Annotated in this window: 18 protein-coding genes and 2 pseudogenes; 14 read left to right on the top strand and 6 right to left on the bottom strand. The window is 58.7% G+C overall.

The window, feature by feature from the left end; genetic code table 11:
- Window positions 1-2,282, bottom strand: a 2,282-nt coding sequence (locus ROO76_08415; protein MDT8068176.1) for an AMP-binding protein, incomplete at its 3' end; no start/stop codon positions are given.
- Window positions 2,283-2,515: 233 nt separating this feature from the next.
- Between ROO76_08415 and ROO76_08410 the strand changes: the two genes are divergently transcribed.
- The 3 genes from ROO76_08410 (at window position 2,516) to ROO76_08400 (ending at window position 6,948) form a co-directional block, all read left to right on the top strand.
- A complete protein-coding gene (locus tag ROO76_08410) occupies window positions 2,516-3,061 on the top strand; it encodes a DUF892 family protein (protein MDT8068175.1) in 546 nt (181 codons plus the stop codon).
- A 233-nt stretch (window positions 3,062-3,294) separates the two neighbouring features.
- Window positions 3,295-6,360, top strand: a complete 3,066-nt coding sequence (gene secA / locus ROO76_08405) for a preprotein translocase subunit SecA (protein ID MDT8068174.1) — start codon at window positions 3,295-3,297, stop codon at window positions 6,358-6,360.
- Window positions 6,361-6,504: 144 nt separating this feature from the next.
- Window positions 6,505-6,948 (top strand): hypothetical protein, encoded by a 444-nt coding sequence (locus ROO76_08400; GenBank protein ID MDT8068173.1) that lies wholly within the window; start codon window positions 6,505-6,507, stop codon window positions 6,946-6,948.
- Between the two features lie 84 nt (window positions 6,949-7,032).
- Here ROO76_08400 and ROO76_08395 read toward each other — a convergent pair whose 3' ends face one another.
- The 4 genes and pseudogenes from ROO76_08395 to ROO76_08380 form a co-directional block, all read right to left on the bottom strand.
- Window positions 7,033-7,590, bottom strand: coding sequence for a class IV adenylate cyclase (locus tag ROO76_08395; protein ID MDT8068172.1), 558 nt, complete (start codon window positions 7,588-7,590; stop codon window positions 7,033-7,035).
- Window positions 7,591-7,807: 217 nt separating this feature from the next.
- Window positions 7,808-8,179: pseudogene (locus tag ROO76_08390) on the bottom strand (Rid family hydrolase).
- Between the two features lie 109 nt (window positions 8,180-8,288).
- A complete protein-coding gene (locus ROO76_08385; protein MDT8068171.1) occupies window positions 8,289-9,641 on the bottom strand; it encodes a multiheme c-type cytochrome in 1,353 nt (450 codons plus the stop codon).
- Between the two features lie 202 nt (window positions 9,642-9,843).
- Window positions 9,844-10,164, bottom strand: a complete 321-nt coding sequence (locus ROO76_08380; protein ID MDT8068170.1) for a hypothetical protein — start codon at window positions 10,162-10,164, stop codon at window positions 9,844-9,846.
- 347 nt (window positions 10,165-10,511) lie between these two features.
- On the opposite strand from ROO76_08380, the gene ROO76_08375 reads away from it, so the two are divergent.
- Window positions 10,512-11,381 carry a UbiA-like polyprenyltransferase gene (locus ROO76_08375; GenBank protein MDT8068169.1) on the top strand — a complete coding sequence of 290 codons (870 nt, stop codon included), beginning with the start codon at window positions 10,512-10,514 and terminating at the stop codon, window positions 11,379-11,381.
- A gap of 114 nt (window positions 11,382-11,495) precedes the next feature.
- Window positions 11,496-12,575: a dihydrodipicolinate synthase family protein gene (locus ROO76_08370; protein MDT8068168.1), complete on the top strand. Its 1,080-nt coding sequence runs from the start codon at window positions 11,496-11,498 to the stop codon at window positions 12,573-12,575.
- A 650-nt stretch (window positions 12,576-13,225) separates the two neighbouring features.
- Here the strand turns inward: ROO76_08370 and ROO76_08365 are convergent.
- Window positions 13,226-13,741 (bottom strand): annotated as a pseudogene (locus ROO76_08365) (ferritin-like domain-containing protein).
- A 302-nt stretch (window positions 13,742-14,043) separates the two neighbouring features.
- Here ROO76_08365 and ROO76_08360 point away from each other — a divergent pair.
- The 9 genes from ROO76_08360 (at window position 14,044) to ROO76_08320 (ending at window position 22,733) form a co-directional block, all read left to right on the top strand.
- Window positions 14,044-14,742: a TetR/AcrR family transcriptional regulator gene (locus ROO76_08360; protein ID MDT8068167.1), complete on the top strand. Its 699-nt coding sequence runs from the start codon at window positions 14,044-14,046 to the stop codon at window positions 14,740-14,742.
- Window positions 14,743-14,802: 60 nt separating this feature from the next.
- Entirely contained in the window at window positions 14,803-15,612 is an 810-nt protein-coding gene (locus tag ROO76_08355; GenBank protein MDT8068166.1) for an enoyl-CoA hydratase/isomerase family protein, read from the top strand.
- Window positions 15,613-15,732: 120 nt separating this feature from the next.
- A complete protein-coding gene (locus tag ROO76_08350; protein MDT8068165.1) occupies window positions 15,733-16,908 on the top strand; it encodes a Phenylacetic acid catabolic protein in 1,176 nt (391 codons plus the stop codon).
- A 163-nt stretch (window positions 16,909-17,071) separates the two neighbouring features.
- A complete protein-coding gene (locus ROO76_08345) occupies window positions 17,072-17,839 on the top strand; it encodes an enoyl-CoA hydratase/isomerase family protein (protein MDT8068164.1) in 768 nt (255 codons plus the stop codon).
- Between the two features lie 301 nt (window positions 17,840-18,140).
- On the top strand, window positions 18,141-18,353 hold the full coding sequence (locus tag ROO76_08340; protein ID MDT8068163.1) for a cytoplasmic protein: 213 nt from the start codon (window positions 18,141-18,143) through the stop codon (window positions 18,351-18,353).
- Window positions 18,354-18,388: 35 nt separating this feature from the next.
- The gene (locus ROO76_08335) at window positions 18,389-18,709 is read left to right on the top strand and encodes a rhodanese-like domain-containing protein (GenBank protein ID MDT8068162.1); all 321 of its coding nucleotides are present in this window, start codon (window positions 18,389-18,391) and stop codon (window positions 18,707-18,709) included.
- Between the two features lie 69 nt (window positions 18,710-18,778).
- The gene (locus ROO76_08330) at window positions 18,779-19,267 is read left to right on the top strand and encodes a (2Fe-2S)-binding protein (protein ID MDT8068161.1); all 489 of its coding nucleotides are present in this window, start codon (window positions 18,779-18,781) and stop codon (window positions 19,265-19,267) included.
- Window positions 19,264-21,753: a molybdopterin cofactor-binding domain-containing protein gene (locus tag ROO76_08325; GenBank protein MDT8068160.1), complete on the top strand. Its 2,490-nt coding sequence runs from the start codon at window positions 19,264-19,266 to the stop codon at window positions 21,751-21,753. The genes ROO76_08330 and ROO76_08325 overlap by 4 nt, the downstream gene beginning before the upstream one ends.
- Window positions 21,750-22,733, top strand: coding sequence for an FAD binding domain-containing protein (locus ROO76_08320; protein MDT8068159.1), 984 nt, complete (start codon window positions 21,750-21,752; stop codon window positions 22,731-22,733). Before ROO76_08325 ends, ROO76_08320 begins: the two co-directional genes overlap by 4 nt.
- Window positions 22,734-22,737: the final 4 nt, after the last annotated feature.

Genomic DNA, 22,737 nt, shown 5'->3' with positions numbered 1-22,737 from the left:
CCGACGTAGAAGACGTTGTGGAAGACGTCCCAGGGCAGGGCGGCGGTGACGAGCGGCGCGTCGAGGAAGCTCTGGTGGTTCGGCGAGATGATGAACGGGCCTTTCTTCAGCATCTTCTCCATGCCGCGGACTTCGAGGTGGAACATGTCGGTGGCGAAGATGGTGACGGCCTTGCCGAAGAGGAACCAGACTGGGTCTAGCAGGTAGCGCTTGCGGGTGATGGCGAGGACGTTCGGGTCGGTGACGTCGGCGGCGAGGATGGTGTCCCAGCCAGCGGGGGGCGCGGAGGTTTTGCCGAGGTGCGCGCGCACGAGGTCGATGACTTCGCGGACGGTGTAAACCTCAGAGGCGGCGGTGTCGTGAACGTCGCCGCCGAGTGCCTGTTCGAGTGCCGTGAGCAGTTCGACGCGCTCCATGGAGTCGAGGCCGAGATCGAGTTCGAGGTTGTCGCGTGGGTGGATTTTGGTGACGGCAACCTTGCTGGCCTTCTTGACGATATCGAGGGCCTTTTGCACGTCTGGCTGCTCGATCCACTGCTGCTCGTCGGGTGTGAGTTCGCGCTCGGGGGGCTTGTCGTCGGTGATGTTTTGGGCCTGGCGCTCGCGAACTTTCTTCTCGATGGCGAAGCGACGCAGTTTGCGCGTGGTGGTGCGCGGCAGGTCCTCCTGCCAGATCTCGTAGCTCAGGATTCGCTTGGTTGGCGGCAGGCCAGCGGAGATGTTTTCGATGTCGAAGCGGATGACTTCGCGGGTATTGACGATCTTCTTCTGCCGCAGCATGTCAAAATCAGGCACGACGACGCCGTGCAGGCGCTCGCCCTTGGGCTCGCCGGGCTTGCTCTCCAGGCCGAGCACGCAGATTTCCTTGATCCACGGCGATTTGACGTAATAGTCCTCGATCTCTTCCGGGTAAATATTCTTGCCGGAACTGAGGACGATGATTTCTTTCGCACGGCCTGTGACGAAGAAGTTGCCGCCGGAGTCGACGTATCCGAGGTCGCCGGAGTGGAACCAGCCATCGTTGTCGATGGCGGCCTCGGTGGCGTCTGGGCGATTGTAGTAGCCCTTCATGACGGTTTTGCCGCGAATGATGATTTCGCCGACAGGCGGACCGGAGCCGTCTTCGGGCGGTTTGGGGTCGAGGATCTTCGCTTCGACGCCGGGAAGCGGCGGGCCGATGGAGCCCATGACGTTGTGCTCTGGGCGGGTGCAGTGGGAGCCGCCGGTGACCTCGGTGAGTCCGTAAGCCTGCAGCAGGGTGAAGCCGAGAGCCTCGAAGTCGCGGCCGATGGCGGGATCGAATCGCGAGCCACCAGTGACGAGGTAGCGCATCTTGGGGCCGAGCAGGTCGTGAACTTTCTTGAAGATGATTTTTCCGGGATTGAGGCCGACTTTGCGCCCAAGGCCATTCAGCGCCAGCAGTGCCTTGAAAACACGGAAGGCCGTGTTCCCCTTGTTCTTGACTTCGGAAAAGATGCGATCGTGGATGAGGTAGAAGAACTGGGGGACGCAACAGAAGATGGTGATGTCGCGCTCACGGAGCGCTTTCATCAACTCTGTCGTGTTCAGCGATTCGAGGTAGACGACCTTGCCGCCGACCGCCATGGGGAGCAGCAGGTTCGCCATCTGCGCCAGCGCGTGGAAGAGCGGCAGGACTCCGAGCAAAGCGTCATTCCGGTCCACGCGAATGAACCCGAAGACGGCGTCCATTTCGGCGCGCAGATTGTCGTGAGTGATCATGACGCCCTTGGGGTCGCTGGTGGTGCCGGAAGTGTAGAGGATGCAGGCGATGTCGTCGGGGCCACTGTGGGCGGGAGAGAAATTTGCAGGGCCGGCGGCGAATATCGCGTCCAGTGACGGCCCTCCGTGCCCATCGCCTTCCATGGCAACGAGGCGCACGTTCATATCGGAGACGGCACGCTCGGCGAGCGAGCGGAAGCGCTGGTCGACGAACATCAGCGTGGCGCCGCTGTCGAGGAGCAGCTTGGTTACCTGGTCATCGTGAAAGGCGGTGTCGAGTGGCACCACGGCGTTTCCGGCGGCGACGATGCCGAGGTGAGTAGCGAGCCAGCGCGGACTATTGGCGGCGAGGATGGCGCAACGCGCTCCGGCCGTGACTCCGTTTTCAGTCAGCCAGCTACCGATGGAGTCCGACATCTGCCGCAACTCGGCGTAGGTGTAGCGTTCAACGTGGTCGCCTTCAGGCCTGGACGAGAGCTGCATCTCGACCGCGACGTTGGACGGGAACCGCTGAACCGTTTCCAGGAACCGGTTGTAGAACATGGCGTCTAAGCGGAATAGTACAGGAGGGCGGCGGTACGAGGCACGAAATCGTTTGAGCCGATCGCACCGAGAGTGGGAGAGAGCTGGTAGAAGTGTTTCCGGAGTGCGTCGTGCCCACGTCTGCTCACTGCGGCAGATGTGGGGCGCGGGAAGGCAGATGTGAGGCAGCGAGAGTGGCCCGGCGCACTCGTGCGTGGCCGGAGGCATCAGATGGCTCGGAGGAGACACCGCACATGCAGACTGCACATGAGTTTTTATTACACGGATTGAGCGAGATGCTCAGCGCCGAGCAGCAGCTCGTAGAAGCATTGGGCAAGCAGGCAGAAGAGAGCAGCCGCCCGGACTTGAAGAAGGCATTCGAGAGCCATCAGAAGCAGACCGAAAAACAGGCAGAGCGCCTGGAACAGTGCCTCGAGGAACTCGGCGAAGAAACCGAGGAGACCGAGTGCAAGGGCATCCGGGGACTCGTCGAGGAGCACGATACCTTCATGGAGGAGGAAGACCCGGCGGAAGACATCGCCGATATCTTCAATGTGGGGGCGGCGAGCAAGGTCGAGAGCTATGAGATCTGCGCCTACAACGACCTGATCCGCCTGGCCGATTTGATGGGCCACAAGAAGGTCTCCAAGCTGCTGAACCAGAACCTCAAGGAGGAGGAGCAGACGGCCAAGAAGATGGAGAGCTTCGCCAAGAAGCTGAAGCCGGAAAACATGGGAATGGAAGAAGAGGAAGAGGGTGCGGAAGAGACACCTCGCCGTGGAAGGCGTAGCGCGGCATAGGGCCGAAAGTCGCCGTAACAGGGCCCCTATGGGGCCCTTTCTTCTTGGCGAAAAATCGTTTCACATCTCGGTCATTCCCGCTGATGTGGCGAACCTGGAAGTGCACTAAAACCCCGCTACTCTGCTCGAAGCCGATCGGAGTCGTGGGTTATCCGGCAGCATCCAATATAATGTTGGAGTTGAATCGTCAGACCGGAGTGCGCCGGTCCGATCCGACCCGAGGACCATAAGTTTTGATCAATAAGATAATAGGCAAGGTATTTGGAACCCAGAACGAGCGCGATCTGAAGCGCCTGGGTCCGCGTGTGGAGCGAATTAACGCGCTCGAACCGGAGATGCAGAAACTCTCCGATGAACAATTGCGCGCCAAGACCGACGAATTCAGGAAGCGCATTCAGGACCGTCTGGCAACAGCCTCCGGCATGGCCGAAGAGGACGACCCAGACCGCGTCAAGCAACTCGAAAAGGCTTACGCGGATGTGATCGCCGAAGCGCTGGACGAGATTCTCGAAGAGGCCTTCGCGGTGGTCCGCGAGGCTGGCCGCCGTGTGCTCAACATGCGGCACTTCGATGTGCAGCTTATTGGCGGCATGGTGCTGCACCAGGGCAAGATCGCCGAAATGAAGACCGGAGAAGGTAAAACGCTGGTCGCGACCCTCCCGGTATACCTCAATGCGCTCTCCGGGCGCGGCGTTCACGTTGTGACGGTTAACGATTACCTGGCTAAGCGCGACTCGGAGTGGATGGGCAAGATTTACAACTTTCTCGGCCTATCGGTCGGCGTCATCGTGCACGAACTCGATGATGACCAGCGCAAGGCTGCGTATGGGGCTGACGTAACGTACGGGACGAACAACGAGTTCGGCTTCGACTACCTGCGCGACAACATGAAGTTCGATGTCAACGATTGCGTGCAGCGCGGGCATAACTTCGCAATCGTGGACGAAGTCGACTCCATCCTCATCGACGAAGCGCGAACCCCACTGATCATCAGCGGCGCCAGCGAGGAGTCGACCGACAAGTACTACCGGGTGAACAAGATCATCCCCAAGCTGGAAATGGGAGAAGAGTTCACGCCGCCAGAGGCACGTAAAGCGCTGGAGCAGGGGAAGCTGTCGGCGGAGCAGAAGGAAGAGTTAATAACGGAGCTCTCTCAAGTCAGCGACGAGGCGAGTTCGAAGATCCTTACGGGCGACTTTGTCATCGACGAGAAGCACAAAACGGCGACCGTCACCGAGAAGGGGTGGGAGAAGGTCGAAGGGCTGCTGGGAATTACGAACATCGCCGATCCCGAGAACTGGGCGCTGAAACACCACGTGGAGACGGCCGTCAAGGCGCATCACATGTATCACCGTGATGTCGAGTACGTGGTGAAAGATGGCGAGGTCATCATCGTCGACGAGTTCACGGGCCGCTTGATGCCGGGTCGGCGGTGGTCCGACGGTCTGCACCAGGCGGTGGAAGCGAAGGAAAACGTAAAGGTCGAGCGCGAGAACCAGACGCTGGCGACTATTACTTTCCAGAACTACTTCCGCATGTATCGCAAGCTGGCCGGTATGACTGGTACGGCGGAAACGGAAGCAGCGGAATTCCACAAGATCTACAAGTTGGAAGTCGTCGTCATCCCGACGAACAGGCCACTGTTGCGCGTTGAGAATGCAGACGTCGTTTACCGCACCGTGAAAGAGAAGTTCAACGCAGTTGCGGACGAAATCCAGGAACTCGCGAAGAATGGTCAGCCGGTGCTGGTCGGCACGACTTCGGTAGAAAAGTCGGAGCGGCTGGCGGACATCCTGAAGAAGAAGGGTTTCAAGAACCTGGTTGTGTTGAACGCCAAGTTCCACGAGCGTGAAGCTGAGATCGTCGCGCAAGCCGGCCGCTTTGGCGCGGTCACGATTGCGACGAACATGGCCGGCCGCGGCACCGATATTCTGCTCGGCGGCAACCCGGAATTCGCGGCGAAGCAGGAAATGCTGAAGAAGGGCTTAGCCCAACCGGTCAAGGTGGCAGAAGGCGAACTCGCCGTGCATCGCGACGACCAAAGCATGACGTACTGGTACTACCAGGGAGCGGAGTATAGCTGTCCGACCGACAAATGGATGGAAGCTATGAGCCGCTACAAGGCCCAGACGGATGAGGAACACGAACGCGTTATCAACGCCGGCGGCTTGTTCATTCTCGGCACCGAGCGGCACGAGTCGCGGCGTATCGATAACCAGTTGCGCGGACGTTCTGGACGCCAGGGAGATCCCGGTGCATCGCGGTTCTATCTTTCGCTGGAAGACGACCTGATGCGCATCTTCGCCAAGGAGTGGGTGAGTAACCTGCTCCAGCGGCTAGGGATGGAAGAAGGAGTGCCGATCGAGTCGCGCCTCATCACGCGCCGCATCGAGGCTGCGCAGAAAGCGGTCGAAGCGCAGAACTTTGAGTCCCGCAAACACCTGCTCGAGTACGACGACGTAATGAACAAGCAGCGCGAGGCCGTTTATGGACTGCGGCGCCAACTGCTGGAAGGACTCGATCAGAAGGAACTCATCCAGCAGGATTACGTTCGCGACATGCTGGGCGGGCTGTTAGACAAGTACGCCTCCGAAAACACGCATCCGGAAGATTGGGACTTTGCGGGGCTCAAGAATGAGGTTTTCACAAAATTCGGCGTCGATATTTATGCCGAGGGCCTTCAGCCGCAGAATCTCAATCGCAGCGAACTCGGTGACGCGGTCTTCCAGAAATTGATCGAACGCTATGACGCGAAGGAGCGCCTGCTCGGGCCAGATGCGATGCGGCACCACGAGCGGATTGTCATGTTGAGCGTGCTCGACCAGTTATGGAAGGACCATCTCCTCAGCATGGATCACCTGAAGGAGGGAATCGGGCTGCGCGGCTACGGGCAACACGATCCGCTTGTTGAGTACAAGCGCGAGTCGTTCGACATGTTCGAAGCCATGATGGGGCGCTTCGAAGAGGAGACTGTTCGTTACCTGTACCTGATGCAGGTGGTGGATGCGAACGAAGAGCGCCGCATGCGTCAGCGCGCAGAAGAGACGGAACACAGCGCGCACTTTGCCGCTCCGGCCGATACCACGGACGGCAACGGCAACGGGCGTGTCCAGACGACCCTGGACGAGATCGAGCGTGAGTTTCAGCGCAAGAAACGGCGCGAACTGGAGCAGGCGAAGATGGCCGGATCAGGCGACCAGCAGCCAGTTCAGCAGGTCGTGCGTGGGGATAAAGTGGGTCGAAACGACCCATGTCCATGCGGCTCCGGGAAAAAGTACAAGAAGTGTCATGGTGCGTAAGTACCATGCGGCATTGACCCGAAACCCGCCCCCGCGGCGGGTTTTCGTGTCAGCGCCTATTGCACCTTCGTATGCTCTAAGTAGAAATATCGAATGCAGCTACAAAGGCGATGGGTGCATCCTATAAGTGGAGCCCTTCCCCAGATGCTGAACTTGCACTTTGCTCGACTAATCGAGAATCATTCGACCGAACTCGCGGACGGCCTGGCTCGCCGGCTGCATTCTTCCGAGAGAACCACCGCTTATCGCAAAATCCCAACAGATACGCTGAGGGACCAGTTGCAGTCGCTTTACCAGAACCTGAGCCTGTGGCTGACAACAAAGACCGAAGCCGAAATCGAAGAACGATACACCGAAGCCGGGCGACGACGCGCGAGGCAGGGAATTCCCGTCGGACAGTTTTCCTGGGCGGTCATTATGTCGAAGGAATACTTGTGGCAGTTTCTCCTTCGCGAGGCCATGGCCGACCATGCGCTGGCACTACTCAGCGAACTCGACTTCCTGATGTTGCTGGAACAGTTCTTCGATCGAGCCCTGTATTACGGCGTGAGCGCGTACGAGCAGCAGGCCAAGAGAGAAGCGGCGTAAAGAACGGATCAACGCAGAGGACGCCAAGGTCGCGAAGGAGATACGGTTATCTCTCGGCGATATTTGCGCACTCTGCGTATTCCTTTAGGGAGTCTTGATCTCTTCGAAAGTCATATTCCGCGCCTTGCTTCCTGACTTCTTCCGCCATTCCTCGAAGAGCTGGCCGTAAGATTTTGTGATGTACTGTGACTCGGCAATTCCGAGTTTCTTTGCGATGGCGTCGATCCAATTGGGCTTTCCTTCCAATTCAGCTAGGTTGCCGATGGGCGTGCGGTCGACCACGACCTCGCCCTGGCCGTCGCTCCATTCGGCGCGGTGCTTCTCATAAACAAATGAGGGCGAGAATCCCAGCGCGCGAAGGATGGCGTCCATTTCTTCGCCGTTGCTGATGGCGGTCTCGCTCTCGGCGCGCGTCTTGTGGCGTCCTTCGCTGCCTTTCGATTTATGCGTCAATTTCCATTGTTCGCCATATTGGCGTAGGCGGAGGATTTCGCCCCGGGAGCGGAGTTCGCTTCCGGCGTCATAGAGGGTATTCCGCTCGAAGGTGGATGCGGTTTTTTGCTGAAAGCCGAGGTCGCAGAGTTTGCGTTCGAGCTCGGCAGGATCGGAGACGAGGAATTTTACTTCGACTTCGTCGGGCATGAAGAAAGCTTAACGCAAAGGATGCGGGGATCGCTGAGGAGAAGACGGGGAACCACGAACGACACAAAGTAGGACGAAGATCGTTGAGAAGAATCAGTTGCCCCTGGGGCGTTTCGGATTCCGCGAGCTTCTTCTTCAGCGTTGCTTCGCCGCCCCTGACGGCGGTGCCCTGCATTTCGAAGTGTGCTCCCAGGAGAAGGTGGCCGGAGCCGATGAAGGCGCGAGCGGGAAAATCCTTCTTGAAGTAGGAGCGGTAGACGTCGTTCCATTTGCCGAAGAGCGAGACATCAGAGCAGAAAACCTGGACGGAAACGAGGTCGTCCATGTTCATGTTGGCCTGTGCGAGAACAGCCTTGAATCCGTCGAGCACGTTGCGCGCTTCCTGCTGGACGTCATCAGGGAGCTTGGCGGTCTTGGGATCGAGACCGATGCGGCCCGCTATGTAAAGCGTGTCGCCGACGAGAACCGCATCGCTGAACGGCGCGTTGATGTTCTTGTTGGGGAGATTGATGTAACGCTTTTTCGGCGCCTGGGCGAACGCACCGACACCACCACACAAAACGAGGGCCAGAGACAGCAACTTACGCATGGAGAGGATCTACTCCGCAACAAATCACTGTCTCACCAAAATGGAGGTTTGTACATCCCCCTTTGCATGAAGGGAACTGCTTTGTAATCAACCGATTTGCGCCGTGTTGCTAGGGGCGTTTAGGTGGTTGCGGTGCTGGAGTTGCAGGCTGCGCGGGCGCCGGTGCTTGCTCGTGCCACATGCGTTCGTAGTATTCCTGCATCTCCTTGCGAGTCTGGGGTGTCAGTCCCTTCAGCCATGCATTAGGCGCGGCGGCGCGCACTTCCGCCGTAACGCCGGGCAGCAGTTCCTCAGCTTGCGGCAGGAATTCGCCGTAGAAGATTTTCGCAACCTCGTACATGCCATGCCACTGCACGTAGTCATTGCCCATCATGGATGCGCCCATACGGGAGCGGCGTCCCTGGTGATGCCACAGCTCGTAGTAAGACCACTTGATTGGCGCGTCGAAGGGAACCTTGGTGATTTTGCCGGCGGCGGTGAGCTTGGCCATGATGTCGCGGGCGGGAGCGAAGAACTTGTCATTGCTCATGTTCACGAGGGCGTCATATTGCAAATAGAAGTTATTGGTCCAGTCGGAAGCGTGGCAGTTCGCGCAGACCTGCTTCATCGCGGCACGCTTTTTCTGCCAGTCCGGTGTGAGGAAGGCGACTTCCGGACGCAGGTTCCACGAGAGACGGGTTCCGACGTCGTGCGTGTTTGGAAACGATGGGATTGCGCCCATGTGGCAGGTGGCACATGTTGGGGCGGCGTCATAATCCTCGCCCAAAACCCACTTTGACGAACCCAGGTTCATTTTGTTCGCGAACGCGCGGTAGGTCACGCCGTGCTTGCTCTCGTTGTATATCTCGATGTGCGGGTGGTCGGGGCCGAGATGGCAATAGCCGCAACTCTCCGGTTGGCGGGCGATGGCAACCGAGAATGTATGACGGCTGTGACAGACAGAACAGGATCCGAACGTACCGTCCGGATTGACCCGACCGATGCCCTCGTTGGGCCAGGTGCGCGGATCGAACTTGCCGTTTTGCGTGGCCTTTACGAAGCTGCCATGGCATTTCTGACAGCCCATGACGCTGGCCTGCTGACCTTCAACAACATCACCGAGGACGTTGTCGAGCGAGCCGAGGATCTGCCCAGCCTGCGCGTGGTGACTGCCTTCAAACTGCTTCACTTCTTTTGCGTGGCAACCGGCGCACTGGGTTGGTCCGACCAGAACTGAGATCGTGAAGCCGTTGTGGTCGAATGCTTCCGGACGACTCTTGTCGGCCTTGTGACATTCGTAGCAGCCGACACTCGCGGTGGCGTGCCTGCTCTCACTCCACTGCTTGTAAATGAGAGGCGCTTGCTGCTGATGACACGCTATGCAGGTTTCGCTCTCGGTGGAAACTTTCTGCGGGGTCTTGGATTGGGCGTAGGCGCTGGTTAGCAGGAATGCGGCTGCGAAGATGAAGATTCGGCTGACCATTTGCGGCTCCTTGTGAAACAAGAAGGTCGAGAACAACCCCAAGGACTGGGGCCCGACAGCCACAAAAACCACGGTGAAATTATAAGCCTGAGTGCAAACGAGAAGATATTACGGAAAAGAAGGCGAGCTGGCTGCCCGCCTTCGTTGGCCCTATCCAGGCCCTGTGATCGCGCCAAAAACACGGGCGCGAAATCGATCGCAACTAGGCGGCGACGGTCTCCACCTTGCGGAAAGTCGTGTACTCAACGGTGAAGTACTGGATGTTCGGCGTGTCGTGTAGCAATGGGCGGACCATGTCAATGATCTTCTGGTATTCCTTTTTGTCGTAATTTTCGCAATCCTGCTTGGTTCTCCATAGCGTGAGGCTGATGCTCCTGTCGTGCGTGTTCTCAGGACTGAGAGTGATGCAATCGAGGAAGCCGGTCTGCCGCTTCAAAATTGGCAGGATTTCTTTCTCGTAGATGTTCTTGAATTCGACCAACTTCTCCGGCTTCAGATTGACTTCAACCTGACGTGCAATCATGGTGGCTCCTTTCAATTCATGGTTGAGCATTGACAGAAGTCCAACTCCGGCCGAAATGCGAATGCATCGGGCTGGGGCCGGGAAGAAATGCCGGAAGGCACCACGTAGAGGAACTACGTTGGGTCGAAGTATAGGCCGGGCAGGATGTGCAAAAGCGGGGAATAAATAGATTTATTTGGAAAGAGAGATGCTCGCAAAGGCAAAGGGAAGGGGCAAAGGGGAAACGGCAAAACAGGTCGATCATGAATTGTGAATCGTGAACCGCTGTTTGCGCTGGATGCTTTGGCTTTCCACGATCCACTATTCACGCGTTTCCCGTTTTACCCTTTGCCGTTTAAAATTCGTGTGTGGGTCTTTTCCGAAACATTCATGTGACGTTGGAGATGATCAAGTGGGAGCACTCGTTCCTGACGCTTCCGTTTGGTCTGACGGGCGCCGTGATCGCAGCGCAGGGGATTCCTTCACCGCACGTGCTGCTCTGGATCTGTGTGGCGCTCGTGGCGGCGCGCTCGGCGGCGATGGCCTTTAACCGCTTGGCCGACGCGGAAATTGACGCGACGAATCCGCGCACGCGGACGCGGGCGCTTCCGGCGGGACTGCTGACGCAGCAGTTCGTTGCCGGGTTTACTGTGATCAGTTCGCTGCTGCTAGTGTTGGCGGCGTGGCAACTGAACCGGTTTGCCTTCTATCTCTCACCCGTGGCGCTGGCAATCGTATTTGGGTACTCGTATACGAAGCGGTTCACGCGCTGGGCGCACCTGTTTCTGGGCCTGGCCATGGGAATCGCGCCGGCAGCGGCTTGGGTGGCCGTGCGCGGAGACCTCGACCCGCGAATCTTCCTGCTCACCGGCGCGGTAATGTTCTGGGGAGGCGGCTTCGACGTGCTCTACAGCTGCCAGGATTACGACCACGATCGCCAGGAGAACCTGCACTCCGTTCCGCGCTGGTTCGGTATCGCGCGGGCGCTGATCATCTCGCGGCTGTTCCACGTCATCGCGTTCGCATTGTTCCTCGCGACCGTGTACGCCTTTGGGCTGGGAAAGATTGCGTTGGCCGGAGTCATCATCACGGGTGCGCTGCTGATCTACGAGCACTCGCTGGTGAAGGCCAATGATCTGAGCAAGCTGAATGCGGCGTTCTTTACGACCAATGGACTGATATCGGTGATGCTGCTGGGGTTCGTGGTGGTGGATCGGGTGCTGGGTGCGAGGTTCTAGGTACGAGGTGCGAGTGAATGCGAACCGCGGATCTTCGCGGATTCACGCGGATCATTCGAATCAGAAGATCATGCTGTTATCCTAGTACTCACTGCAATCTATGTGAGGCTCTGAATGTTACTAAGCGGTCTTTTCCCCCCGATTACCACGCCCTTCTATCCTGACGGGAAAATCTATTACAAGAAGCTGGAGCATAACGTCGATCGCTACTCGAAGACGCCGATTGCCGGCATTGTCGTGCAGGGTTCGACGGGTGAGGCGTTGATGCTCAGCGATGAGGAGAAGCGCGAGGTGCTGCGCGTTGCCATGGGTGCGGCGGCGCCAGAGAAAGTAATGATAGCCGGATGCGGCATCGAGTCGGCGTTTGAGACGCTGCGGCTGATCGAGTACGCGGCGAGCCTCGACTACGACGTTGCCATGATTCGAACTCCGCACTATTACAAGAGTCAGCTGAAACCGGAGAACATGCTGGCGTTTTACCGATTCGTGGCGGATCGATCGCCGCTGCCAATCATGATCTACAGCTTCCCGCCGAGCACCGGTTACGACATTCCCGCTGAAGTTGTGATCGCGTTGGCGGAGCACCCGAATCTACTGGCCATCAAGGAATCCAGCGGAGTGATCGAGAAGGTGAAGCGGATGGTGGACGAGACGCGGCACATTCGCCGCAGTACCACCGTCACAGAACGCTTTGAGCCAGTTACGGCGCGTATGTTGAAGAAGGCAAACTCGGTTGCGGCTGGAGAACTCGTTCCCGCGGCCGCGTTGGTCGGTGCCGGGGGTTCGATCGCACTGACGAAGCCGTCATCTAGCGCGGTCCAAGTCGTCGGGAACCTGAAAACGCGGCAGAAGGAAATCGGATTCCAGGTGCTGGTGGGTTCGGCACAGAAGTTCCTGCTCTCTCTCGAAGTCGGTGCGGTCGGTTCGATCCTGGCGTTCGCAGATGCCGCTCCGACCGCCTGCTACGAGATCTACGCGGCATACAAAGATGGTGACAAGAAACTCGCACAGGAGAAGCAGGAACGCATCGCCAAGGCAGCGACCCGCGTCGTCGGGGAACTCAGCGTGCCGGGCGTGAAGTACGCAATGGATCTGAACGGCTACTACGGCGGAAACGGACGCTTACCGCTGCTGCCGCTCAGCGGCGAGGTGAAGCAGGAGATTGAGCGGTTGATGGAGAACATCAAGAACTAGCATTCAGCAATCGGCATTCAGCATTCAGTCGTAAAGGTGGCGCAATGGAAAGGCCGGGCGGAGCTCCCGGCCTTTTTCGCTGATTGGTGACGGCTTCACGCTACCTTATTTTTCCGATTCTTCTGCAGAACCTTCGGGCTTCGCGTGCCGCCGCTCATGCCGCCGCGGTTCGGACGCTCGGCCGGCGTAACCTCTTGCGGTCGCCGTTCGTTTTGGCGACGGTTCATGGTGCGGCCGGTCGTTCCCGGGACATGCGCAGGTTGATCTTCGGCAGGGCTGCCGGTCGTTGCTCCACCGCGCGAGGTCTTCTGTTCGGGACGCGCCGAGGTCTCACGCTGCGCATGCGCCTGGCGACCTCGTGATTCCGGCTCCTCTTGCCGCCCATTGTATTGGCGATCCCGTCCGCGAGAGGTTCCACCCGAGCGCGGTTCAATTCGAGTCTGCCACTCGGGCCGGTTCTCGCGATCACCCCTGGTGAGTGATGGCTCGTGCTCTTCCTCCTCCAGAGATTCTTCCGCGCGATCTTCTTCCGCAGAGCGCCCGCTTTTGCTCTGTCCACGACGGCTCTCGCCTTCGGTTCGGCGGGCATGCAGTGGATCGGTTCCTGGATCGCGACCCTCGGCCTCGCCCGTGTGTGGATCGACGACGTAGAGGAGATCGGACAGGTCAGACGCGTGCTCTTCTTCCTCGGAAAGGATGTGCTCGATCATGATTCGCGTCGTCGGGTCGTTGTCGCCAAAATGGCGAATCATCTGCTGATAGACCTCAATGACCATGCGCTCGGCAATGAGATCTTCACGAATCATGTCGGCCAGCGACTCGCCTTCCTTGTACTGCGACACGGAGCGCTGCAGCAAGGAAGCGGGGTTGAAATCTGGTTTACCGCCGAGTTGCTGAATACGCTCCGCGATTTCATCCGAGTGTTCGCGTTCGGCGTCGGCGTGCTCTTTGAATTCGTCGGCGACGGCGCGACCATGCACGCCAGTGGCCATGAAGTAATGGTGCATGTAGCGAAGCACGCAGACAATTTCAGTTGCGAGCGCCTCGTTGAGGATTGCGATGCTGCGGTCCACGTCGCCCTTGTAGGTGGCGGTAACGGCGCCATCCTCGATCTTTGAGATTGCGCGTTGACGGATTTCTTCCACATCTTTTACGAAGCTGGCCATGAAAACCTCTCAGGGGAGGCGCAGGACGCGCCGAAGATTTGTCGTCCAATTAGGTGCGGGAAGGGAACCGTAAGATGCCAAACGACCGTCGCTGGTGATAAGTGGCTGGTTGTTGGTTGATTCGCAATCATCACTGGCCTGTGGATTTCCAGGTTGTCCTACCTCATCGATACTGCTCAGCTTTTCACCTGCCACCGCCTTTCCGGCATCTTGCGCCTGAACGGAATCATCTGTAATATCGAACGAACGTTCGAAATAGGGCTGCTCGTGGGAAGCAGCAGGCGCGTGGGGCGTCACAGGGAATGGCACTCAGGGCAGTGAAACCGACGAGAGCGGCTTCGCGTGCGAATGAAAACGGGGCACGGCGGAGCTCGTCTGCCGATTCGCGTTTCGACAGGCGATTGGGCGAAATTCTCGCTGCCGGGGCCGAGGTTTTCTACGAAAAAGGTTATGAGGGAGCCTCTATGCGCGACCTGTCGCGGCGCACAGGAATGTCCCTCGCCGGCCTGTACTACTACTTCGAATCGAAGGACAAACTGCTCTACCTGATTCAGCGACACACGTTTACCGAGGTTCTGCACAGACTGCGCGAACGACTGGCCTCGACCAGTGATGCCGAAGATGCCGTGCGCACCATGATTCGCAATCACATTGAGTACTTCGTCGCGAACATGACGGCCATGAAGGTTTTGGCGCACGAAGACAACACACTGAAGAACGGTTATGGCAAAGAAATTCAAGCGATCAAGCGTGAGTACTATCGCGTGTGTTCCGGCCTGCTGGACGAACTGCGAAAGCACAGGTTCGGCAACGATGGCCCCCCGCGCCGGAGTGAGCGCCGAGTCGCTGTCATGAGCCTGTTCGGCATGATGAACTGGATCTATACCTGGTACAACCCCCAGGTCGATCCGGGCAGTGATGACCTGGCTGAGCAGATCGCGGACATGTTCTTGAAGGGCGTATTTGCTGAGAAGAGACCCAACCCTACCGGTGCCAGGTAGGGGTAAGGCACAAAGAAATTCTGTTTTACTGACATCTTAAAGATTTGAAAAGGAGTGACCATGGCCACCACTTCCGCAACCGAGACCCAGACGCTCATTAACTATCGCGTCGCCGACGGCGTCGCGGTGATCGAGATGAACGATCCCCCGGCGAACACCTATACCTACGAGATGAACCGGCAACTCGACGATGCCATTCTTAGGGCGCGAATGGATAACGATGTTCATGTAATCGTGCTCACCGGTGCGGGCGACAAGTTCTTCTCCGCCGGCGCGAACATCAAAATGCTCGCCTCGGTCGATCCCACCTTCAAGTACTACTTCTGCCTGCACGCGAACGAGACGCTGCTGCGCCTGGAGCACACGCCGAAGCTGGTCATCGCCGCGCTGAACGGGCACACGGTTGGCGGTGGGCTCGAGATTGCCATGGCCGCCGATATTCGTATCGCGCGCAAAGATGCCGGCAAAATCGGCCTTCCGGAAGTCAATCTCGGTGTACTGCCCGGTACTGGCGGAACGCAGAGGCTTTCGCGCCTCGTCGGCAAATCGAAGGCAATCGAACTGATGGTCACCGGCAACACGTTCTCGTTCGAAGAGGCGAAGGAGATGGGCATCGTCAACGACATCTTCGAGCGCGAAAATTTTATGGTAAACATCATGGACTACGCGCGCCAGTTCTGCCCGCCGAACAAGGCCGCGAAAGCCGTTGGCCATATCAAACGTTCAGTGCAGACCGGCTGGGAGCTTCCAATGGAAAGCGCGCTCGCCATCGAACGCGAACTACAGGCGCTGCTCTTCAACTCGCAGGACGCGAAAGAAGGTCTGAACGCGTACGTGGAGAAACGGCCGGCGGAGTTTAAGTCGAAGTAGGGGTACCAGGTACCGGGCGCCGGGTACCGAGGTAGAGTCGGTTTAGCCTTGGCACTCTGGATAAAAAAGAAAGTGACCCGGTACTTGGAACCCGGAACCCGGCACCCAAGAGAGGTTCTTATGCCCGGAAAAGTTTTCAAGATCGGCAGCTTCAACGATTGGGTCGGAATGTTCGAAGATTGGCGCAAGGAAATCGGCGTCAATACCGGCGAGATCCAGAACTTCAAGTTCGACACGCTCTTCGGCGCCATCGAAACCGACGAGATCCAGTTCGGCTCGTTCAAGGGCCGCAAGAAGTGGGAGAACGTGCGTCAGATTCCGACGCAGAACATCCGCGACGCGCTACTCAACATGATCGTCTACCAGGGCGACACCGAGTTCGCGTCGGTCGAGCAGCAGCGCTTCCTGTTCGAAACCGCTCCGACCGACTACGACCGCCAGGCGCTCACGCGCGTGATGATCGAGGAGATGCGCCACGGCTGGCAGATGTCAGCGGTCCTCGTCGAATTCTTCGGGTCATCCGGAAAAGTCGAAGCGCAGAAACTGCTTGAACGTCGCGCGTTTGAAAATCAGCGACTGCTTGGCGCCTTCAACGTCGACGTCGATAACTGGCTGGACTTCTTCACCTACACCGACTTCGTCGACCGCGACGGCAAGTTCCAGTTGCAAATGCTCAAGTACTCGGCCTTCGCGCCGCTGGGCCGCTCGATGAGCTACATGCTGCGCGAAGAGGCATTCCACATGGGTACGGGCAACGACGGCCTCGCGCGCATCGTGAAGGCGGGCATCATACCCGCCGACCTGCTGCAGAAATATCTCAACAAGTGGATCTCGTGCTCACACGACCTGTTCGGTACGGATCACTCGTCGAGCGCACACTGGGCGTACGTCTGGGGTGTGAAAGGGCGCTACGACGAGCCGAAGAACGATACGGCGGCGGATCTCGACGATTTGAACGACTACAACCGGGCGCTCTATCACCAGGAGGTCGCGGGGCTGGTCGACCGGTTGAACAACTACCTGAAGCCGGGAACAGAGCCACTCTACGCGCCGGACATTAAGTTCAATCGCGAGATCGGCCGGTGGAAAGATCAGAAGTTTCACCCGAAGACAGGCGAACCCGTCGGCGATCGCGAATACGAACAGCGCCTGGGCGAGTGGCTGCCGAACGAGCAGGACAGGGCGCGGCTGCTCGACGTCATTCGGAATGAGCCGAAGTGGATCAGCCCGAAGGAGGGTGCACGCGATCCGCTGGCGTCGATCGGCGAGGTGCGGAAGAGCGCGATCAACATCTAGAAGCAATTCCCAGTTCTCGGTTCTCATTCCCACTTGGGCCAGAGTTTTCTGGTTCTTTGATTGTCTCGAACACTCGGGGGTCTAACTGAACTGAGAACCGAACTGAGAACTTGCTCTCCTGCCTTACAATAGCTTTTATTGACGTGCTGGAGCCGAGACCAACATGTCCGACCAATACCGTCGTCTGAAAGTTGAACTTCATCCCACGGTCGCGCGAATCACGCTGAACAATCCGCCCCTGAACATCATCGATGCTGAGATGATCGATGACCTGTCACTCGCGCTTGCCGATATCGAGCGGCGACCGGGAATCGTTGCGGTCGTATTTGCCGGTTCCGAACGCGCGTTTTCCGCGGGAGTCGATATAGGCTCACATGATCCGGACGGTTTCGAGCCGATCCTGCGCAAATTTCACGAAGTCATCGGCGCGATTGTCAACTCTCGGAAGCTGACGATAGCCACGGTCCGGCGACATTGCCTGGGTGGCGGCGCGGAACTCGCGCTGATGTGCGATCTGATCTATTGCTGTCCGGATGCGGTTTTCGGCTTCCCGGAGATCAAGCTGGCATCCTACGCACCCGTCGCGATGGTGGCCCTGAGTGCGGTTATCGGCCAGAAGCGCGCCGCAGAACTGCTCCTGACCGCTCGCATGGTGACGGCCCAGGAGGCGCACGACATGGGCCTCGTGAATGGCGTTGCCGGCGACCCTGAGATACCGATGACCGAAACCGTCGCGCGCGTCCAGCAGTTCAGCCCGGCCGCACTCGGCATCGCGAAAAAGGCCTTCTACGCCTGGAACGCCATACACTTCGACAAGGGTCTCGCCCGCTCCGAGCAAATCTACGTCGACGAACTGATGAAGACCGAAGACGCGAAAGAGGGAATCCGGGCGTTTGTGGAGAAGCGACGGGCTAAGTGGGTGGGGAAGTGACGGTTACCGAAGCAAAAGAGACTCTGATTTCCGCGATGGACTACATGGCCTACCGCGAAAACGGGACTAGCCTCTACGATAGTGACAAGAACCGGCTCTTCGGCTCTGAACACTACAACTCGGGACCGTCTGTTTACTCGCCCAGTCCATGGGAAGGGAAAGACTTCGAGAGGAAGATGGCGGAGTTGCTGCAAATGGCCATGATCACCCCCTCTACAAGAGAACAATACAAACAGGCAATTCGGACTGTCCTCGGGAGAAACTTAGTTCTGAACAGAATTATTCTTCGTTATTGGTTCTTATGAGTGACGGCCACTACGAACGCACGAATCCTGACGCAGTTTGCGGCTGCTATAACTGTGGCCGCATTTTCCTCTTCAAGGAGATCCAGGACTTCTGGAATGAAGGCGAGACGGCAGTATGCCCGGGCTGTAGCATGGACACGGTCGTGATAGAAACCGCCGATATGCAGGTCACGCCGCAGCGGCTGTCTGCAATGCGCCGAACGTATTGACTGTTTCGCTGAGTAGTTGAGAAGCTGAGTAGCTTATGGATTGGGAACTCACCACACAAGATCTGAAACAGAAACTCGACAACAAAGCCGACCTCATTGTTCTTGATGTTCGCGAACCGGTGGAACGCGCGACAGCGGCGATTGAACCCTCGGTGCACATTCCCATGGGCGAAATTCCGGCGCGGGTGCAGGAACTCGATCCCGAGCAGCACATCGTCGTCTACTGTCACCATGGCATGCGCTCGCTGAACGTGACCGCCTGGCTGCGCCAGCAGGGATTCGAACAGGTTCAATCCTTACGCGGCGGCATCGACCGCTGGTCGCGCGAAATCGATCCCAAGGTGCCGCTGTACTGATTGCTGCTCGCAAAAGTCGTTTGTACCTTCGCGAAACACGATAGACTATTCCGCTACACCGCATCCGTCATGAACAAAGAACTCATAACTCTTCGTGTGAATGGACGGGAGCACCAGTTGGCGGCCGAACCCAACCGGCTGTTGCTCGATGTGCTGCGGCGGGACCTCGGCCTGACCGGCTCCAAGCAGGCGTGCGACGACTCTTCCTGCGGCGCCTGCGCGGTTCTCATCGACGGCGTTCCCATGCTTTCGTGCACATTACTGGCAGCCTCATGCCAGGGAAGCGAGATCATGACCGTCGAGTCGCTCGCAGGCGATGGCCGCCTCAACGCTCTCCAGCGCGCCTGGGGTGCCAGCGGCGGCTCCCAGTGCGGCTTCTGCACGCCCGGCTTCCTGATGACGATTAAGGCGCTTCTGGAGAACAATCCTGACCCAAGCGATGAAGAGATCAAGCGCGCCATCAGCGGCAATCTCTGTCGCTGCACCGGGTACACCCAGATGTACGACGCGGTGAAACTCGCATTGAAGTCGCAGGCACGGGCGGCCGTGGGCGAATGAGCGACTACTCTGTCGTAGGTAAGCCCGTGTCATTCGTCGATGCAACGCGAAAGACGATAGGCGCCGGACAGTACACCGACGACATTTCGCTTCCCGGCATGCTCATCGGTAAGATATTGCATTCCCCACACGCCCACGCACGAATTCTCCACATCGACGCTTCGAAAGCGCAAGCACTCGCCGGCGTCGCGGCGGTGCTCACCGGCGCCGACTGTCCGACGGCGTACGGCATTCTTCCGATCGGTCATGACGAGACCGCGCTGGCGGTCGACAAAGTTCGATACATCGGCGACAACGTCGCGTGCGTCATAGCGATCGATGAGGCGACCGCAGAGCGCGCGCTGGAACTGATTGATGTTCAGTATCAACCGCTACCGGCCTACTTCGATCCCGAGCAGTCGATGAAGGCGACGGGCGAACTCATTCACGCCGACAAGCCGCGCAATATCGAGAAGGAATATCACCACGTTTTTGGCGATCCGGACACGGTGCTGGCGTCCGCCGATTTAGTCCACGAGGCTCGGTACATCGCGAACGAAGTGACGCACGCTGCGATGGAGCCCCACTCCACTCTGGCCGCGTTTGAACTCAATCCTCAGACTGGCGAATCGTGGCGGCTCACCGTCTGGTCCTCGACGCAGGTGCCGTTCTACCTGCAGCACAAGCTTTCCCTGGTGCTCGATCTGCCGATTTCACAGATACGCGTGATCAAGCCGCTGGTCGGCGGCGGGTTCGGCGGCAAGAGCGAGATTAATCCGCTGGAGATCATTGCAGCCGTTGCGGCGCGAAAGGCAATGGCTCCCGTCAAGATCACCTACACGCGCGAAGAAGTCTTCTGGGCACACCGTGGGCGACCCAGAACGATTGTGGATTTGAAGATCGGCTCAAAAAACGATGGCCGCATCACCGGAGTCTCCGCGAAAGTCATCCAGGATGGCGGCGCATATTGCTCCTACGGACCTGTCTCGGTCCTCTATTCCGGGGCGCTGCTGCATGCGATTTACGATCTGCAGCATGTGCGCTTCGACGGCTACCGCGTGCTCACGAACAAGCCCGCGTGTGGCGCCATGCGCGGTCACGGCACGGTCAACGTGCGCTTTGCGTTCGAGAGTGCCCTCGACGAGCTCGCGGCGAAGCTGAAAATCGATCCCGCGGTAATCCGCACGCGAAATCTACTGAAAGCGCCCACGGTCACGGCGAACGGTCTGCGCGTGCAAAGTTACGGCCTTCCCGAGTGCATCGAGAAAGTGGTCGAGCGTTCTCAGTGGAAGCTCCGCAAGGGAAAACTCGGTCGCGGGCGTGGCCTTGGATTGGCGTGTAGTCATTATGTGAGCGGCGCGGCGAATCCGATTCTACGCTCCGATACGCCACAGTCGACGGTCGAAGTAAAACTCGAGCGCGATGGTTCGGTGGTCGTGTTCACGGGCGCCCCGGAAATCGGGCAGGGCTCCGACACGGTAATCGCCCAGATCGTCGCCGAGGCACTTGGCTGCAAACTAGACCGCGTCAAAATCATCTCTGGCGACACGGACCTAACGCCAGTCGATCTGGGTTCTTATTCGAGTCGTGTAACTCTCATGACCGGAAACGCCGCGCTGCATGCAGCAGAGAGCGTGCGCAACCAGATGCTCGCGGGGGCGGCCGGCTCGTTCGGTTGCGAATCTGAGAACGTCGTTATAAAAGACGAGACGATTTACAGACGGGGGATGGAGCGAAGTATCGAACTAGAGAGACTGGAGCGTGTACACGGTGTTGCCGCCCGATCCGGTGCTCCTCGGGGTTCTCTTCAGAAGATCTTCGGGGAGGAGAAGAAGAAACAGTGGATGACCTTCGACGAGGCGGTCGAACTCACGATCGCGAAGTTTGGTGCCTTACGGGGCGTCGGGTGGTACTCTCCGCCGTCGGATTCGCGCGGCGCGCTGTTCAAGGGCGCGGGAGTAGGTCCTGCGCCAGCGTACTCTTATGCCGCGCAGGTGGCTGAAGTGTCTGTAGACGAAGAGACCGGGCAGGTGACGGTACATAAGATCTGGGCGGCGCACGATTGCGGTCGCGCGCTGAACCCACTCGGCGTCGAAGGGCAGATCATCGGTTCGGTCTCGATGGGGTTGGGCCAGGCGCTGCAGGAAGAGATCGCGTGGAATGCCGGGCGGGCGATGAATCCCGGCCTGCTTAATTACGCGACGCCAGCATCCATCGAATCGCCCCTGGTCGAGCCAATCATTGTCGAGAGTATCGAACCCGAAGGTCCGTTCGGTGCAAAGGAGGCCGGCGAGGGCTCGCTGGCCGCGACAATTCCTGTGATCAGCAACGCCATTTTCGACGCCGTTGGCGTGCGCCTGCATGAAGCTCCGTTCACGCCGGAGCGTGTACTGGCCGCCCTGCGTGCGCAAAAGGGAATGAAGCGTCTCGACCTGACGGAGGGTGTCGATCCCGCCGCACCCGCGCAGTTCCGCGAACACGGCGCGAAACCGGAGGGCAGCCGATGAGCCTCCCCGAGTTCCGGTTGCTGCGTCCGCGAACGGTGCAGGAATCGGTCCGCCTTCTTGAGCAGCATGCGCCCGATGTGCGGATCATAGCCGGGGGAACCGACCTGATCCCGTCGATGAAACAGCGGCTGTTCACGCCGAAGTACGTGATGGACATACGTGGGATCGAGTCGATGCACGGCATTCGCGCGATGCCGGGAGCAGGCGTGGAGATCGGGGCGCTGACGACGATCAGCAACATCGAAGATTCTGGTTTTCTGCAGCGCAATTACTCCGTGCTGCACCACGCCGCGGTGACAGTCGCGTCGCCGGTGCTGCGCAATATGGGGACACTCGGAGGCAATCTCTGCCTTGATACGCGTTGTCTCTGGTACAACCAGTCGCTGCAATGGCGTAAGAGCTGCGGCTTCTGCCTGAAGAAGGACGGGAACCAGTGTCATGTCGCGCCGGGGAGCGATGTCTGCTGGGCGGTCTTCAGCGGCGACACCGCGCCGGCGCTACTCTGCCTCAATGCCGAAGTTGAGGTCGCTGGCCCGAACGGATTCCGCCGCATCCCTATCGCGCAGTTCTATGGCAATGACGGCATCGCTCACCTACGAATGCAGCGCTACGAAATGCTGACGCGTGTCCTGCTGCCGGAAGCGTCCTCGGGTTGGAAGGGGAACTACCAGAAGCTTCGTCTTCGTGGGTCAATTGATTATCCGCTCGCCGGAGTGGCGGTTGCGATGAAGGTCAATCGCGGCGTCGTCGAGCAGGTGCGCGTCGCGATCACCGGAGTGAATCCCGCGCCTCTTCTGGTGCCCAGCGTTGAACATGCTCTGGTGGGGAGAGCCGTGAGCGAGCACTACGCACAGGTTGTCGCCGAACTGGCGGCGCAGACCGCAAAACCGCTTACCACATCCATGCTCACACCAGAGTATCGGCGGGAGATGGTGCGGGTGTTCGCGAAGAAGGCGATTTTGGCGGCAGGCAAAGCCTGACCAC

It is taken from the genome of Terriglobia bacterium, from assembly GCA_032252755.1.
In the GTDB taxonomy this organism is placed as follows: Bacteria; Acidobacteriota; Terriglobia; order Terriglobales; family Acidobacteriaceae; genus JAVUPY01.
The sequence above is the reverse complement of the archived record's forward strand: the minus strand, read 5'-3'. Positions and strand labels throughout refer to the sequence as shown.